The 16,472-nt window shown below is 73.2% G+C and carries 12 protein-coding genes and 1 pseudogene; 8 read left to right on the top strand and 5 right to left on the bottom strand.

What is annotated here, in order from left to right:
- Window positions 1–53: 53 nt before the first annotated feature.
- Complete coding sequence (locus tag OIE69_RS35155) at window positions 54–1,001, bottom strand: helix-turn-helix domain-containing protein (RefSeq protein ID WP_326578667.1); 948 nt, start codon at window positions 999–1,001, stop codon at window positions 54–56.
- A gap of 232 nt (window positions 1,002–1,233) precedes the next feature.
- Here OIE69_RS35155 and OIE69_RS35150 point away from each other — a divergent pair, with 232 nt between their 5' ends.
- Window positions 1,234–2,427, top strand: a complete 1,194-nt coding sequence (locus OIE69_RS35150) for an MFS transporter (protein WP_326578666.1) — start codon at window positions 1,234–1,236, stop codon at window positions 2,425–2,427.
- Between the two features lie 106 nt (window positions 2,428–2,533).
- Here OIE69_RS35150 and OIE69_RS35145 read toward each other — a convergent pair whose 3' ends face one another.
- Window positions 2,534–3,217 carry a hemerythrin domain-containing protein gene (locus tag OIE69_RS35145; RefSeq protein WP_326578665.1) on the bottom strand — a complete coding sequence of 228 codons (684 nt, stop codon included), beginning with the start codon at window positions 3,215–3,217 and terminating at the stop codon, window positions 2,534–2,536.
- 435 nt (window positions 3,218–3,652) lie between these two features.
- On the opposite strand from OIE69_RS35145, the gene OIE69_RS35140 reads away from it, so the two are divergent.
- Together OIE69_RS35140 and OIE69_RS35135 are read left to right on the top strand one after the other, a co-directional pair.
- Window positions 3,653–6,703, top strand: a complete 3,051-nt coding sequence (locus OIE69_RS35140) for a helix-turn-helix transcriptional regulator (protein WP_326578664.1) — start codon at window positions 3,653–3,655, stop codon at window positions 6,701–6,703.
- 136 nt (window positions 6,704–6,839) lie between these two features.
- Window positions 6,840–7,448: a TetR/AcrR family transcriptional regulator gene (locus OIE69_RS35135; RefSeq protein WP_326578663.1), complete on the top strand. Its 609-nt coding sequence runs from the start codon at window positions 6,840–6,842 to the stop codon at window positions 7,446–7,448.
- 234 nt (window positions 7,449–7,682) lie between these two features.
- On the opposite strand, the pseudogene OIE69_RS35130 reads toward OIE69_RS35135, so the two are convergent.
- Window positions 7,683–8,227, bottom strand: a pseudogene (locus OIE69_RS35130) (MOSC domain-containing protein).
- A gap of 200 nt (window positions 8,228–8,427) precedes the next feature.
- Between OIE69_RS35130 and OIE69_RS35125 the strand changes: the two are divergent.
- Window positions 8,428–8,811 carry a VOC family protein gene (locus tag OIE69_RS35125; protein ID WP_326581502.1) on the top strand — a complete coding sequence of 128 codons (384 nt, stop codon included), beginning with the start codon at window positions 8,428–8,430 and terminating at the stop codon, window positions 8,809–8,811.
- Window positions 8,812–8,900: 89 nt separating this feature from the next.
- On the opposite strand, the gene OIE69_RS35120 is transcribed toward OIE69_RS35125, so the two are convergent.
- Entirely contained in the window at window positions 8,901–9,671 is a 771-nt protein-coding gene (locus tag OIE69_RS35120; protein WP_326578662.1) for a polysaccharide deacetylase family protein, read from the bottom strand.
- 181 nt (window positions 9,672–9,852) lie between these two features.
- Here OIE69_RS35120 and OIE69_RS35115 point away from each other — a divergent pair, with 181 nt between their 5' ends.
- From OIE69_RS35115 to ligA, 3 genes are all read left to right on the top strand, one after another.
- Window positions 9,853–10,758, top strand: coding sequence for an alpha/beta fold hydrolase (locus tag OIE69_RS35115; protein WP_326581501.1), 906 nt, complete (start codon window positions 9,853–9,855; stop codon window positions 10,756–10,758).
- Window positions 10,759–10,853: 95 nt separating this feature from the next.
- Entirely contained in the window at window positions 10,854–11,858 is a 1,005-nt protein-coding gene (locus OIE69_RS35110) for an NAD(P)H-dependent flavin oxidoreductase (protein ID WP_326578660.1), read from the top strand.
- A 117-nt stretch (window positions 11,859–11,975) separates the two neighbouring features.
- Window positions 11,976–14,006 (top strand): NAD-dependent DNA ligase LigA, encoded by a 2,031-nt coding sequence (ligA, locus tag OIE69_RS35105; RefSeq protein ID WP_326578658.1) that lies wholly within the window; start codon window positions 11,976–11,978, stop codon window positions 14,004–14,006.
- Between the two features lie 57 nt (window positions 14,007–14,063).
- Here ligA and OIE69_RS35100 read toward each other — a convergent pair whose 3' ends face one another.
- Window positions 14,064–15,467, bottom strand: a complete 1,404-nt coding sequence (locus OIE69_RS35100; RefSeq protein WP_326578657.1) for a D-alanyl-D-alanine carboxypeptidase family protein — start codon at window positions 15,465–15,467, stop codon at window positions 14,064–14,066.
- Window positions 15,468–15,749: 282 nt separating this feature from the next.
- On the opposite strand from OIE69_RS35100, the gene OIE69_RS35095 reads away from it, so the two are divergent.
- Window positions 15,750–16,469: an SDR family oxidoreductase gene (locus tag OIE69_RS35095; protein ID WP_326578656.1), complete on the top strand. Its 720-nt coding sequence runs from the start codon at window positions 15,750–15,752 to the stop codon at window positions 16,467–16,469.
- Window positions 16,470–16,472 lie beyond the last annotated feature (3 nt).

Below are 16,472 nucleotides of genomic sequence, written 5' to 3'. Positions count from 1 at the left end.
CATGTGACGACACGGCCTAGCGGACGTGCCCGCCGCTGAGGGGATCAGCCCCATCAGTCCCGCGTCACCGCGGACCGGTCCCGGGAGGCGTCCGCGCCCCAGCTCGCCAGCAGGCGCAGTGCCTCCTCCGACGCCGAACCGGGTTCGGCGTGGTACGTCGACAGGGACAGCTCCGGATCGCCGGGGAGTGCGAGGGTCTCGTAGCGGAGGGCGAGGGCGCCCGCCAGCGGGTGCAGCAGACGTATGTCGCCGTGCGACTTCCGCTTGACGTCGTGGGCCGCCCACAGCGTCCGGAAGTCCTCGCTCTTCATGGAGAGCTCCCCGATCAGCGCCGCGAGCAGCGGATCGTCGGCGTGCCGACCGGCGTCCATCCTCAACTGGCCCACCACGTCGGCGGCCTTGGCCGGCCAGTCGGCGAACAGCCGCCGCGCCGCCGGGTCGAGGAAGGTGACCCGGGCCCAGTTGCGTTCCTCCGGGGCGCGCTCGGCCCAGTCGCCGAAGAGCGCGGACGCGGTGCTGTTCCATGCCAGAACGTCGCTGCGGCGGCCCCACACGTACGCGGGCACGCCCTCCAGCGCCGAGAGCAGTTCACGCACCGCGGGCCGCACCTGCCCGCGCCGGGCGGCCGCGGGCCGGCGCCCGCGCTGCGCGGGCCTGGCCAGGTGCAGCAGGTGGGCGTGCTCCGCCTCGGAGAGCCGGAGCGCCCGGGAGACCGCGTCCAGCACCTCCACGGACACGTTGCGGCCGTTGCCCTGCTCCAGCCGCGTGTAGTACGCCACGGACACCCCGGCGAGCTGCGCCAGCTCCTCCCGCCTCAGTCCCGGTACCCGGCGCCGGCCGTACTCGGCGAGTCCTACGTCGGCCGGCTTGAGCCGGGCCCTGCGGGTGCGCAGGAACTCGTTGAGCTCGGAGCGCGCGTCGAGGTGCCGCTCGGGTCCGGGTCCCGGACCGGCACCCGGCGCGGCTTCCGGTCCGGTGCGGAGCTCGGCGTGGCTGGCCATGGGCCCCAGTATCGCGCCGGCCGCCGGGCGGAGCCTGTCCCTGCCGGTGGTAGGCACACGGGACGTAGGCGGAGCGGGGCTCTGGGTAACACCGCGCGGCCGGAGCAGCCTGAACGAGCCCCCGGGGGACGACCGCCCGGGGCCACTGCGATCGGCCGCGGCGGATCGCGTGCCGCCCGGACCCGTCCACCCGTGTGTCGTCGGGTCACGCACAGCTCATGGACCAGGAAGAATGACGGAAACGACCACCACAGCTCCGTCCACCGCAGCGCGCGGACGGAACCAGCTTCCCGGGAAGGCCCTCTTCGGCCTCTTCCTCAGCGGGTTCGTCGGCATCCTCACCGAGTGCCTGCCCGCCGGCCTGCTGCCGGAGATCAGCCGCACGCTCCGCACGAGCGTGTCGCTCACCGGCCAGACTGTGACGATCTACGCCCTCGCCACCGCGATCGGTGCGATCCCCCTGACCCGGGCGACGGCGAAGTGGCCCCGCAAGAACGTGCTGCAGCTCGCGCTCGGCACCGTCGCGGTCACCAACGCGCTCACGGCGCTGACCGGCGACTACGCGCTCACCCTCGTGATCCGCTTCGTGGCCGGTCTGGGCACCGGGCTCATCTGGCCCCTGCTCGGCGGTTACGCCGCCCGGCTCGCCCCCGAGGGGCGCCAGGGCCGGGCCATCGCCATCGCCCTGGCCGGAACCCCGGTCTCCCTGGCGCTGGGCGTCCCGCTGGGCACCTGGCTGGGCGCGCTGGGCGGTTGGCGGCTCGCCTTCCACGCCTCGGCCGCTCTGACCGCGCTGACCATGGTGTGGATCGCGGCGACGCTGCCGAACCCGCCGGGCCGGTCGGCGGACGAGCGCTTCACCGTCCCGCAGGTCCTGCGCGTACCGGGGCTGCGTACCATCCTGTTCGCGCTCGCGACCTACATGGTCGCCCACAACATCCTGTACACCTACGTCACCGATCTGCTCGGGCACCTGGGCATGGGAGCGCAGACGGGCTGGGTGCTGTTCGCCTTCGGCGTCACGTCGATCCTCAGCGTCGTGGTCGTCGGCACCCACATCGACCGGCACCTGCGCAGGCTCGTCGTGGGCAGCACGGCGCTGTTCGCGCTGACCGTGCTCGTGCTCGCCGTGTCCTCCGGTGTGCCCGCGCTGGTCTACGTCGCCGTCGCGGCCTGGGGCTTCGCCTTCGGCAGCTCACCCAGCCTGTTCATCGGCGCCGCCATCAACGCGACGGGGGCGGCCGCCGACGTCGCGCAGTCGATCACCATCACGGTCTTCTCCTCGTCCATCGCCCTGGGCGGCCTCGCCGGCGGCCTCCTGGTCGCGGACCTGGGGACGGCGTCCATCACCTGGGCCGCGCTGGCCCTGCTCGTGGCCGCCGCGGCGGCCGTGGCCGGCGGCAGGAAGCACGCCTTCCCCGCGTGAGCCCGAGGCGGACCGCGTTCGCCACGCCGGGAACCCCGCCGGGCCCGCGCCGAAGACGGGCCCAGCGGGGCGTACCGCGTACGCGCGTCACCGGACGGGGACCGGGTCAGGCGCCGACGCGGGGCGGGGTCGGCGTCCCGTACACGCGCTTGGCATGCGAGGCGTACAGCCGCGGGGCCAGGAGCGGCATGATCAGCCGGGGCACCAGCGGGGCGTGCGAGAGGACGGCCTTGATCACCGCGGGGTCGCCCTCGTACATCACCATGCCGAAGGCCAGCGGCAGGTCCTTCTTGGGGCTGTTGGCCATGCCGTGCTCGCCGAGCCCGGCCCACTCCGCCGCGGTGATGTACTCCTCGGCCAGCGGGAGGATCTCCTTCTCCTCCAGGGCCATGTGCTCCAGGAGCCGGTCGAGCAGCACCTCGAGGGCGGCGGCGAGGGCCTCGCCGTCCCGGGCGGTGGTGCGCCACCCCGCGAGGAGCCCGGTCACCTCGGTGAGGGCGGCGTCGATGCCGTGGTGCTGCTCCTCCATCGTGGGGACGATGGCCGCGGTCCGCTCACCGCCGCGCTCCAGGAGGCGCGGCCACACCACCTCGTCCTCGCCCTCGTGGTGCAGGTGCAGCACCAGGCACACCTTGTCGGCGTGGTCGGCCACGACCCCGGCGCGCCCGACGTCACCCGCCTCCACCTCCCGGACGAGTTGCGGGAGAAGGCGGAACTCCCGGCGCATCATCGTGTGCGCCATAACCATGTCGCGCACGTCGGCCATGGGCTCGTTGACTGTCCGTACCACTGCTGAAGCCTCGATTGGTGTCTGGAGATCGCGGAAGAGCGCTACGCATGCTCCCAGCGGCAGAGGCACGAGGGCATCGGGAGAATTACCCATCTTGCCGCGGGGCCCGCACCGCACCACCCCCGCCGGCGCCGGAAGACGATCAAGAGTTCTCCCGATGGCCGGGACGGCCCCGCTCGGCCAGCATCGGAGGCGCTCCGCCCCGGCCGTCCGTCGGAGCCGCCGATTCGCGGGAACCCCCGCCCGCGAACACAGCGCCCCGTGGCCGAGCCGGTCAGGGGGCTCGCCGCGGGGGTCGCCTCCCCTCCCCTCGCGCGGGACAGGATCCACAGGTTGTTACTCTTCGGCGAGAATTGTCCGCCTGACCACGACGAAGGGGGCATTGCCCCCGTCGCCCGGTGGTCACCCCCCAGAGGTCCCCACAGGTCCCCTCAGATGAGCGCCCCCACCCCGGCAGGCCCACGCGTCAGCCCCGTCTTCGTGGGCCGGCAGGCCGAGCTCGCCGAGCTGCTGCGGGCCGCCGATGCCGCGGACGACGGGGACCCTCAGGCCGTCCTCATCCGGGGCGAGGCCGGGGTCGGCAAGACGCGGCTGGTCGGGGAGCTGCTGCGGTCCCTGGAGGCGAGGGCGGCCGTCGCGGCAGTCGGCGGGTGCGTCGAGCTCGGTGGCGACGGCCTGCCCTTCGCGCCGTTCTCCGAGGCCCTGCGCGTCCTGTGGCGGCGGCTGCCCGACGAGGTGCGGGCGGCGAGCGCGGGCCACGAGGACCTCCTGGCCCGGATCCTCCCCGGCCCGGAGGGCGCGACGTCCGCCGACCAGCGCGACGACGACGTGACGCGGCTCTTCGAGCTGACCACCCGCGTCCTGGAACGCCTGGCCGCGGACCGGCTGGTCGTGCTCGTCGTCGAGGACCTGCACTGGGCCGACGCCTCGACCCGCAACCTGCTGAGCTACCTGTTCCGCACCCGGCGGCGCGGCAGGCTGCTGCTCCTCGGGACCTACCGGTCCGACGACATCGACCGCCGGCACCCGCTGCGCCCGCTGCTCGCGGAGCTGGGCAGGCTCCGGTCCGTACGCCGTGTCGCGCTCCCCCGGTTCACCCGGGGCGAGGTCGGCGGACAGCTCGCCGGCATCCTCGGCGCACCACCGGACCCGGCCGTCCTCGACGAGGTCTTCGCCCGCTCCGACGGCAACGCCTTCTTCGTCGAGGAGCTCGCGGCCGGCGGCCGGGACCACCCCGGCACGGGACTCCACGACCTGCACGACCTCCGCGACGTGCTGCTGCCCCGCCTGGAGTCGCTGCCCGAGACCAGCCAGCACATCCTGCGCACGGCCGCCGAAGGAGGAGCGGCGACCGGGTACGCGCTGCTGCGGGAGGTGGCGGGGCTGCCCGAGGACGAACTGATCGAGGGGCTTCGCGCGGCCGTGCTCGCCCAGGTCCTCGTCCCCGAACCGGACGGCTCGGACTACCGGTTCCGGCACTCGCTGGTACGCGAGACCGTCAGCGAGACCCTGCTGCCGGGCGAACGCGCGCTGATCAACCGCCGGTACGCGAAGGCACTGGAGGCGGACCCCGCGCTCGTGCCCGCCGTGGAGCTGTCCTGCCGTCTGGCCCGGCACTGGCACGCCGCGCAGGACTTCGTGAAGGCCCTGCGCATGAGCGTCACGGCCGCCGAGGAGGCACGTCACTGCTACGCCTACACAGAGCAGTTGTGGCACCTGGAGCGGGCGCTCCAACTGTGGGACCGGGTCCCGGACGAGGCCCGAGCGGCCCTGCCCGCCCCGCGCTGCCCGCAGACGTACCCGCGCGGCGGCCCCGGACAGGAAGGGGCCGGGCCCGCACGCCTGGACCTGCTCGCGACCGCCGTGGTCGCCGCCCTGCACTGCGGCAGCCTCGACACGGCCCTGCGCCTGGCCGACACCGCGCTGGCCGGCCTTCCGCCGGAGGGCGAGCCGCACCGGTTGCGCGCCGCGTGGTTCCGGACCCAGCGCTCACGGCTGATCCAGGGACTGAACCGCGGGGACGGATGGCAGGACCTGGAGACGGCGCGGAAACTCGTCGAGGGCCTCGCCCCTTCTCCGGTCCACGCCGACGTCCTGGTCCACATCGCCAACTGGAGCGCCGTCCACCCCGGTCCGGACAACCGGGCAGCCGCCGACGAAGCCGTGCGGTACGCGTCCGCCCTCGGCGCCGAGGCACTGGAACTGCACGCCCGGATGACCAGGTGCCTGCTGGACTCCGAGACCGACGGCGACGGCGACGGCATCGCCGAGCTGTACGAGGTCAGACGACGGGCGGAGGAACTGGGCGAACTCGGCATCGCCGGGCGGGCCAACCAGAACCTGCCGTCGATCCTGGAGGGCATGGGCCGTTCCGAGGAGGCGGTCGCGGCCGCCGACCACGGCATCGCGCTCTGCCGGTCGCTCGGCCTGGCCGACCACGAGGGGTGGGTGCACTCGAACAGGTCGATCAGCCTCTTCTCCCTGGGCCGCTGGGCGGAGTCCGAGGCGGCCCTCGACGAGGCCGCCGCCGTCGCCCGGTCGCACCTGCCGCGCTGGACGTTCGCGGCCCGCCGCGCGTACCACCTGCTCCACCGCGGGGACGCCGACGGCGCCGCCCGGCAGCTGGCGCTCGCGGACGAACTGCGCGGCACCGAGCAGCTCCAAACCCAGCTCCAAGTCGCCCTCAGCCACTGCACGATGGAGATCGCGGTTGGCCAGGGCCGTCTCGCCGACGCCCGGGCCGAGTTCCTGCGGGCCGACGCCGCGGGCCTGACCACCGGACCCGTCCGCTGGTCGCTGCCGATGCTGCGCACCGCGGCGGCGGTCGAGGCAGAGGCCCGCGGTTCCGCCTCCCTCGACGGGCCCTCGCCCGACGTCCTCGCCGCGATACGCCGCGCCGCCGGGCGGCTCGACGCCGTCTTCCCCGTATGGGCGGGGTACGAGCGCCTGCTGCAGGCCGAGTTGGGGCGCGCCGAAGGGGACGACGACCCGGACCTGTGGTCCCTGGCCGTGACCGCCTTCGCGACCGTCGACCGTCCCTACGAGTCGGCCGCGGCACTCCACGGCGAGGGCCGCGCCCTGCTCGCCGGAAACCAGCGCCGCGCGGCGGCTCTCGACCGGCTGGGCCGGGCACGGGGGATCGCCACCGGCCTCGGGGCGGGCCTGCTCCTCGCCGACGTCGAAGCGGCGATCCGCCGGGCCGGCACGGACCCGGCGAAGAAGCAGGAAGCGCCCGCGGCCGCCGCGGCAGCCGCCTCGTCCGCCACCGCCGGCGAACCGGCTCCGTTCGGACTCACCCCGCGTGAATCGGAGGTGCTGGGGCTGGTCGCGAAGGGGTACAGCAACCGCCGGATCTCCGAAGAGCTCTACATCTCGCAGAAGACGACGAGCACCCACGTCTCCAACATCCTGGCCAAGCTCGGTGCCTCCAGCCGCACCGAGGCCGCGGCGATGGCGCACTGGCACGGGCTCCCGCCCTCCCCCTGACGGATCCGGGGATCCGGCGCTTCGGGGATTCGGTAATCCTCCCGATGCCCGGGGCGATGCGGCCCTGCCACCATCGTGCTCCGGGGGCACCCCCACGACGTCACCAGAACGACATGCTTCGGCCAGGAGTCCGTACGTGAGGCACGACCACGACCCGCCGCACAGGGAGCGGGTCGACGCAGCGCGCAACCGCGCCGCGATACTCAAGGCCGCCGCACTCCTCTTCGCCGAACACGGCGCGGACGGCGTCTCCATGGACCGGGTCGCCGCCGCGGCGGGCGTCGGCAAGGGCACCGTATACCGCCGCTTCGGCGACCGGTCGGGACTGGCCGCCGCGCTCCTGGCCGCCCGCGAGCACGAACTGCGGGAGGCCGTCGCCGGCGGACCGCCCCCGCTCGGCCCCGGAGCCGCCGCCGGAGACCGCCTCGCCGCGTTCGTCAGCGCCTATCTCGACCACGTGGCCGGGCACCTGGACCTCCTCCGCGCCTCCGAGACATCACACCCCGGGGCGCGCTACCGCACCGCCGCCTACCGCTTCTGGCACGACCACCTGACGTCCCTGCTCGACACCGCCCCCGACCCGCAGACGACCGCCCACACGTTTCTCGCCGCCCTGTCCGCGGAACACGTCGGCGCCCTGCTGCCCGAACTCGGCGCGCACAGGCTGCGCATGGGCCTGCTGGGCCTGGCCGTCAGCTGTGCGGCGCCGGACGCGCCGCCCGGCGCCGCGCTGCCGCGGCGCTAGGCCGTGTCGTCACATGAGCGCCCCCAGCTACCGCTGGGAGGTGCCCCCAGTGCGGTGCATCGCAAGGCGGAGAGTCGTCCTCGTAGTGGGCTACTCGGACGATTCGACAACTCCCCCTGGCCGAAGGCTGGGGGCGTGCCGTGCCTGGGGGCACCTCCCAGCGGAACTGGGGGAGCGCCGCCGAGTGGGGGCACCCCCGGCCGAAGGCTGGGGGAGGGCATGTGACGACACGGCCTAGACGCGTTCGAGGGGTCGGTGCGGGGCGGGCGGGAGTTCGACCTCGACGGGGTCCTGGGGGCGGACGACTCCGCCCTGCCGCACCACGCCCATCACGCCGGACTTGAAGGTGAACTCCCCCGTCACCGGGTCCATGGCGAACATCTCGCCGAGCAGGCCCTCCCGGAAGTCGTTGATCTTCGAGCACGGGTTGCGCAGCCCCGTCACCTCCACCACGGCCTCCTCGCCGAGGTGCAGCAGGGTGCCGGTGGGCAGGCCCAGGAGGTCCACGCCGCGGGTGGTGATGTTCTCCCCGAGCTGGCCGGCCGAGACGTCGAAGCCCTTGCGGGCCAGCTCGTCGAAGAGCTCCTCGTGCATCAGATGGACCTGGCGGAGGTTCGGCAGGTCGGGCTCGTAGGTCATCCGGAACTGGTGGCGGATGGTCTCGCCGGCGTGGACGTCCCCTCGACGCCGAGCCCCGCGAGCAGCGTGACGGACTCGCGGTGGGGCTTGCTGAACGAGTACGTCGCGTTGCGGCTCACCGCCGTGACCCGGCCGGCCATCTCCCACCCCATCCGTCTGCGTTCCGTGTGGCATGCCGATCCTAGATACTCGGGACGTGGACAGCCACGTGGGGCCGGCGACGCTCGAGTGGTGGGCCAACCGCTCGACGTGCCTGGGCTCGTTCGACGTGCGCCCAGCGTGCCGCCGTCCGTCCTGAACCCGGTGGCGTCCGGAGCCGACGTCAGGGATGCTCGCGCGCATGGTTTCGGTAGTGCAGAACGTGGCGATCGACTGTGCGGATGCCTATGGGCTGGCCCGCTTCTGGAGCAGGGCGACCGGCCGTCCGCTGCATCCCGGGGACCGGCCGGGTGACCGGGAGACCCAGGTGATGTCGGCGGAGGGGCCGGTGCTGTACTTCAACCAGGTTCCCGAGCCCAAGACGGTCAAGAACCGGCTCCATCTGTGTCTGCGCCCCGAGACCTCGCGTGACGAGGAGGTGGCACGGCTGCTGGGCCTCGGTGCCGCCTTCGTCGCGGATCACCGGAATCCCGACGGCACCGGCTGGGCAGTCCTCGCCGACCCCGAAGGCAACGAATTCTGCGTCCTTCGCAGCGAGTCGGAGCGGGCCGCGACCGATTCCTGACGCGTGCCACGGTACCGAGGAGCCGGGCTCTCAGCCCTCGGCGTGGAGGTCGGCCCGGGGCACCGCTCCGGCGCCGGGAGTCGGCGGCCTCACCGGTAGGCCTTTCCGGGCTCGGCGGCGGCCGGGGAGAGGAGCTGGGAAACGGTGACGAAGGTGTAGCCCTGTGCGCGGAGCTCCTTCAGGATGCCGGGCATGGCGGGCACGGTGCCCTTGTGCAGGGGGTGGAGCAGGATGATGCCGTCGCGGTCGGCGCCGTCGAGTACGCGCTTGGTGATCAGGGCCGAGTCGCTCGTCAGGTAGTCCTTCGCGGTGACCGTCCACAGGATCTGTGCCAGCCCCAGCTCCCGCGAGATCCGCGAGACGCGGTCGTCGCTGCGGCCCTGGGGTGGGCGCATCAGCGTGGGTGTCGTGCCGGTGATGTCCGCGATGGCCCTCGCGGTCCGGCGCAGCTCGTCGCGGATCTGCGTGTCGGACACGTCGGTCAGGCGCGGGTGCGTCCAGGTGTGGTTGCCGATCTCGTGTCCGTCGTCCGCGATCCTCCGCACCACATCAGGGTGTTTGTGGATGCGCCTGCCTTCGAGGAAGAACGTCGACGGCGCGTCGTACCGGTCCAGGAGATCCAGCAGCCTGTCCGTCGGCTCACCGGGGTTGCCGTCGAACGTGAGCGCGATGCACTTCGCCGTCTCGCAGTCCACTCCCGCGAGCGCCCCGCCCCCCTTGGCCGCGGCCCGGCCGCGCACGTCGCGCGGGGCGATCGTGTCCACGCCGTACGACCGCACGGCGATCAACCCAGCCGCCGTCACAAGGAACAAAGCCACGAGTACCCAGAGGCGGCGCGCCCGCCGCTTCACAATGTTCACCCGAAAATCCTACTGTTCACAACATTCGCCTTTCGCTGTCATCGTCGGGCGCCGACCAGCCGCCCGAAGGAGAATTGCCAGCTCAGAGACCTTTCAGCACGGTCCATCCCTGACTCAAGCCGCACACCATGGGGCCGCAATGTGGCGGGACACACACTGTTGACCCTCCGACACCCGGAGAATCGCCTATGCAGGGAACAGCGCGACCTCTCGCGGAGTTACGCAAAGAACGACAAAACGCCGTTCAAATCGAGGCGATGCTCATGCCGGCGGAACACCACCTCCTGACACCGGACGCGGACATCGCCTTCTGGGACGCGGGGGAGGCGACGCGGTACTGCTCGTCCACGCCTCCTTCGGCGCCGACTGGTTCGCACCGCTCGCCGGGCTGCTGCCCGGCCTCCGCGTCGTACGCACCCACCGCGCCGGGTACGGCCGGAGCCGGGACCTGAGCGGCCGGCTGAGCGTCACCGACCACACCCGCCACCTCGCGGACGTGCTCGGCGCGCGGGGGATCGGGCAGGCCCACGTGGTCGGCCACTCGACCGGGGGCACCCTCGCCCTGCAACTGGCCGCCGCGCACCCGGGCATCGTTCGGTCGATGGTCCTGCTGGAACCCGCGCTCCCGTACGCCGCCGACGAACCGCGGAGCGACGCCATGCGCCGGGCCGTCACCGCCGCGGAGCAAGGGGACCTGGCACGGGCCTACGGCCACTTCCCCGGGAGCGTGTGCTCCCCCGGCTACCTGGACGTCATGACGCGCGTGCTCGGCACGGAGGGCTTCCGGAAGTCGGTCCTCAGCGGCAGGTACTTCTTCGAGCACGAGCGAGCCGCGTTCGCCGCATGGGACGCCGACGCCGCCGGTCTCGAGGCGCTGCGCCAGCCGGTGCTCCTTGTGGCGGGCGGCGAAGGGGAACGCCTGGACAGTCCCTACCGGGCCCGGAACCGCGCGCTGGCCGCGCGTCTCGCCCGCGCCGAGCAGGTGACGCTGCCGGGCGTCAGCCACGCGATGCCCCTGGAGGACCCCGGCCTCGTCGCGTGGACCGTCCTCGACTTCGTACGGCGCCACCCGGTCGACGCGGTCTGACGGCCCTCGCGGCGGCGTCGGCCGTCAGGGTGACGCTCCCCCCGCGCGACGCGTCGCAGTGGCGGCGGCGCGAGGGCGGGCGCTTGCATCAGCACATGGCGACCGTACCCATCCCCCTGCGCACCCCGTTCACCGATCTCGTCGGCTGCGACGTGCCGATCCAGCTGGCCGGCATGGGCTGGGTGAGCGGGCTCGACCTCGCCGACGCGGTGTCCGCCGCGGGGGCCCTCGGCATGGTCGGCTACCCGATGGTGCCTCCGCAGGTGCTCGGCGAACTGCTCGACGCGGTACGGCGGCGCACGTCCCGCCCGGTGGGGGTCAACTTCATCCTGCCGCTGCTCGAGGACGAGGCGTGCGTCGACGTCGCCGCGGAGCGGATGCCGGTCGTCGAGTTCTTCTACGCGGATCCCGTCCCGCGCCTCGTCTCGCGGGCCAAGCGGGGCGGGGCGCTGGCCGCGTGGCAGGTGGGTTCGGTCGAGGAGGCGCGGGCCGCGGCGGACGCGGGGTGCGACTTCGTCGTCGTCCAGGGCAGGGAGGCCGGCGGTCACGTCCGCGGGGCACGGCCTCTGCTGCCGCTCCTCGACGAGGTGCTCGACGCGGTGGACGTACCCGTCGTCGCGGCCGGCGGCATCGGCAGCGCGCGCTCCCTCGCCGCGGTCCTGGCCGCGGGGGCGGGGGCGGCCCGCATCGGCACGCGGTTCGTCGCCACGCACGAGTCCGACGCCCACCCGGATTACAAGGACGCCCTGGTCAGGGCGGGCGCCGGCGACACCGAACTGACGACGCAGTTCTCGACCGGATGGCCGGACGCGCCGCACCGCGTCCTGACCGGCTGCATCGAGCGCGCACGGGCCCTGGACACCGACATCGCGGGAGAGGCGGTACTGGGCGGCGTACCCGTGCCCGTCCCCGCCTCCAGCCCGGTCTGCCCGATCCGGACGACGACCGGGCACCTGGACGCGATGGCCCTCTACGCGGGCGAGGCGGTCGGCACGGTGTCCCGGATCGAGTCGGCCCTCGACATCGTCCGCGAACTCGCCGACGGGGCCGCCCGCCTGCTGTGCAGGGCGTCCGGCGGCATCGGCAAGGAGCCGGCCTGACCGCGCGCCCGCCAGACCGCGCGCCCGTGCCGGACACGCCGGCGGGCGCCGAGGTTTTCCACAGGCGGGGCCCCGCTCCGAGGCCCACTGTCAGACCCCTGCAGCAGGATGCCGGACATGACGACAGTGATCGCTGACCCGCTGGTGTCCCGTGAGGACTACCGTTCCGCCGTGGACACGGCCCTGCGGGCGTGCGCCGCCTACTACGGCGACGGGACGAGCCCGATCGACGACGCCGCCTACGACCTGCTGGCCGCGCGCATCCGCGACTACGAGGTGGGGCACCCCGAGGACGTCCGGGAGGACTCCCCCACGGGCAAGGTCGGCGGCGGTGCCGCTCCGACGGGGGATGTCGCCCACACCGTCCCCATGCTGTCCCTCGACAATGTGTTCAGCCCCGAGGAACTGGCCAAGTGGGACGCGTCCGTCGCCCGCCGCCTCGGGGCGCCGGTGCAGGGCGGCTACGTCACCGAGCCCAAGCTGGACGGCGCCGCCATCGCCGCCCGGTACGTGGACGGGCGCCTGACGCAGCTCGTGACCCGAGGTGACGGCAGCTTCGGCGAGGACGTCTCCCACGCGATCGGGTCGATCGTGGGCCTGCCCCTGGAGCTCGACTCGCCGGCCACCTTCGAGGTCCGCGGCGAAGTCCTCCTCACCCGGGAGCAGTTCGAAGCGGCCAACGCCCTACGCACGGCCCACGGGGCGAAGGTCTTCTCCAACCCGCGCAACGGCACGGCCGGCACGCTGCGCGCCAAGGACCGCCCCTACGTGATCGAGACGACGTTCTACGCGTACGGCGTCGTGGGCCTGCCCGGAGACACCCACACGGAGATGATGGACGCCGTCGCCACCGCCGGGGTGCAGACCACGGCCGCGACGCCGGTGGGTCCGCGCGTCTGCGCCACGGTGGAGGAGGTCCAGAGCCGCGTCGACGAGATCGCGGCTCTGCGCGCGGAGTTGCCGTTCGGCATCGACGGCGTCGTCATCAAGGCCGACGCGGTCGCCGAGCAGGAGCGGGCCGGGTTCGCCACCCGCCACCCGCACTGGGCGACGGCGTACAAGCTCGCGGCCGCCGTGCGGCAGTCGAAGCTTCTCGCGGTCGAGTGGAACGTCGGGCGCACCGGCGTCATCGCGCCGCGCGCCGTGCTGGAACCGGTCGAGGTCGACGGCAGCGTCGTGCGGTACGCGACCCTGCACAACCCGAAGTTCATCCGCGACAGCGGCATGATGATCGGCGACACCGTCATGGTGTGGAAGGCCGGCGACATCATCCCCCGTATCGAGGCCCCCGTCGTGGAACTGCGCACGGGCGACGAGACGCCCGTCGTCTTCCCCGAGTCGTGCCCCACGTGCGGCGGCGAGATCGACACCTCCGGCGAACGCTGGGAGTGCGCGGGCGGCGCCGGCGGCGGATGCGGGCTGCTCGCGGCCCTGCGGTACGCCGTGGGCCGAGACCAGCTCGACATCGACGGTCTCGGCGTCACCTATCTCGAGGCCCTGGTCGAGGGCGGCGCGGTCTCCGACGTGGCCGACCTGTTCGGCCTCACGCGGGGGCGACTGGTCGACGCGACCCGCAGCGAGAAGCGGGCCGACACCGTGGTGGCGCAGATAGCGGCGGCCAGGAACAAGCCCCTCAACCGGGTCTTCTGCGCGCTGGGCATCGTCCGCACCGGCCGCACGCTGTCCCGGGAGATCGCCCGTCACTTCGGCACGATGGACGCGATACGCGCCGCCGACGCCGACGCCCTGGCCGCGGTGCACAAGCTTCCGGCGGCGAACGCCCCCAAGATCGCGGCCCACATCGCGGCCATGGGTCCCGTCATCGACAAGCTCGTCGCCTCGGGCCTCACCATGACCGAGCCCTCGGCGGCCCCCGCCGGGACGCCCGGCGAGGCGAAGCCCCTGGACGGTGAGGTCGTCGTCATCACCGGCGGCATGAACGGACTCCTCGCCGGCCGGAACCGCAACGAGATGAACGAACTCGTCAGCAACGCCGGCGGGACCTCCTCCGGCAGCGTGTCGAAGAAGACCACCATCCTCGTCGCGGGCACGGGAGCCGGGTCCAAGCTCGCCAAGGCACAGGAACTGGGCACGAGGGTGCTCACCGAGCAGGAGTTCGCGGACCTGGTCGCCGACTTCCTCGTCTGAAGGTCCGGGAGCCGCCGCCGCCCGCGGCCCGGAGCGAGCCGGGTCGACCGGAGGGGGTCAGCCGAGGCGGGTGAGCTTCGAGCCGAACGACGGCGAGGACAGGTGGCCGCCCAGGGCGACCGGGACCTTGACGGCGCTGTCGGCGTCTCCGACGGTGAGGGTGCCGATCGGGGCCCCGGCCGGCGCCGCGTGCGGGACGCCGTTGCGGGGTGCGTCCAGGGAAAGGCGGACCTTCAGCCCGCTCCAGCCGATCGCCCGGACGTCCTCGGTCGCCATGACCTCGGTCCGGCCGCCGAGGCCGTCGTCCACGTAGCCGACGGTCTCCCCCTTCCTGACGACCGTGTCCGAGGCGAGGGCCCGCAGCGTGGCCTGGAGCAGGGTGTCGCTGCGGCCCAGCACCGTGTCGAGGATGTCGGCCTTGTGCTGCCCGAGCATCGCGCCGACGACGAGTTGCTCCGTGCCGTCGAAGTCACGGACGGCCGCGAAGAGGAGGTTGCCGCCGGCCTTGGTGCTGCTGCCGGTCTTGATGCCGACGACGTCGCCGGAGCCGAGCAGCCGGTTGACGTTCTGCTGCACGTCGCCGTTCAGGTCCGTGTAGCGGGTCTTGCCCGCGAGTTCGGCGAAGACCGGGTCCTTCATCGCCGCGTGGCCCAGTTTGACCTGGTCGCTCGCGGTGCTGACGGTGGTCGCCTCCAGGCCGCTCGGGTCGGTGTACGTCGTGTCGTCCATCCCGAGTTCCCTGGCGGCGGCGTTCATCTTCCTCACGAACGCCGCCTCCGATCCCGCGTCCCAACGGGCCAGCAGACGGGCGATGTTGTTGGCCGAAGGCAGCATGACGGCCTCCAGCGCCTCGTACTCGCTCAGCTCCTGGCCCGCGGTCACCTTGACGACGGACTCCCCCTCCGTCTGCCCGCTGCCGAACTGGTCCTCGGCCTTGCGGTCGACCTCGACGGTCTTGCCCGTGTCGCCCTGCTCGATGGGGTGGTCGCGCAGGATGACGTACGCCGTCATCACCTTCGCGACGCTCGCGATCGGCACCGGCCGCTGCTCGCCGAAGGCGCCGATCCGCCCCAGGCCATCGGCCTCCAGCACCGCCTGGCCCTCGGCGGGCCACGGCAATGACGGGGGGTCGCCCCCGAAGGTGTACGAGGGCGCCGCGGTCAGCTTCAGCGTGGGCGCCGACAGCGGGCGCAGCCCCTGGACCACGCAGAAGACCAGCGCCGGCAGCAGGACGACCGGGAGCCAGGTCTTCAGCGGGTTCACGGGGGTGCGGTCCGCCGCCTCCGCAGTCTCCGGGGGCGGCGGAGGGGGCGGCGGAGGAGGATTCGTCAGCTCGTCCAGCAGCGTCCGGCGCCCGCCCGTGGGCGCGGATGCCTCCACCGCGCTGTTCGTCTCGTTCGGCTCGGTCGTCTCCCCGGACGACCCCTGCTGATCCGCCCTGCCGGGGGACTCGCCCGTCACGCCGACCTCCTCGACGACATTGAGTTGCCGAGCACCAGTTTCCGGACCGTGGCGGCCACGGCATCGTGAGCGCGGCCGAAGGAGTGCCTCCGCCACTCGCACGGCTCCTCGCCGCCGCCCCGGGGCCCGGGGCGGGGACGGGGCCGTGGGGGCCGGGGGCCGCTTCGGGTGGTGGCGGCAACACGGGCGATATACGTTCGAAGAGGGAGGACGACTACGGGCTGCCGTGGCACGCCGTGACCGCGAGGGCAGCCTCGAGACCGCGCTCCGGGAAGGTGCCCCATGAAGGTCCAAGGGTCCGTCGCCCTCGTCACCGGAGCCAACCGCGGACTCGGTGAGCAGTTCGTGCGGGCGCTCTTCGAGGCAGGGGCCGCCAAGGTCTACGCGGGAGCCCGCGACCCCACGAAGGTCTCCGTCCCCGGTGCCGTCCCGATCGCGGTGGACATCACCGACCAGGAGTCGGTCCGTGCCGCGGCCGAGCAGGCCGGGGACGTGACGTTCCTGATCAACAACGCGGGTTCCACGACCCGGGCGAACGTCCTCACCGCCGACCTGGATTCGTTCCGCTCGGAGTTCGAGACGCATGTCCTCGGCACCCTCGCCATGAGCAGGGCGTTCGCACCCGTACTCGGGCGCAACGGGGGCGGCGCGATCGTCAACGTGCTCTCCGTGATGTCCTGGGTGGCCGTCCCGCGCACCGCCGGGTACGCCGCAGCCAAGTCCGCCGAGTGGTCGATCACCAATGCCCTGCGGGTGGCGCTCGCCGAGCAGGGCACGCAGGTCACCGCGCTCCACGTCAGCTATCTCGCGACGGAGATGGCCGCGGCCGTGACCGGTCCGAAGGAGGACCCCGCCACGGTCGCGCGTGCCACCCTCGACGGGGTGGAGGCCGGGGCGGACGAGGTGCTCGCCGACGACATCACCAAGCGGGTCCGGGCGGCGCTCTCCGGCGGCACCGAGACGCTGTACCCACAGCTGCACGGCGGCGAGGCGCTGGTCTGAATC

This window comes from Actinacidiphila glaucinigra, from assembly GCF_035918135.1.
In the GTDB taxonomy this organism is placed as follows: domain Bacteria; phylum Actinomycetota; class Actinomycetes; order Streptomycetales; family Streptomycetaceae; genus Actinacidiphila; species Actinacidiphila glaucinigra.
This window is presented reverse-complemented; position numbering and strand designations above follow the sequence as displayed.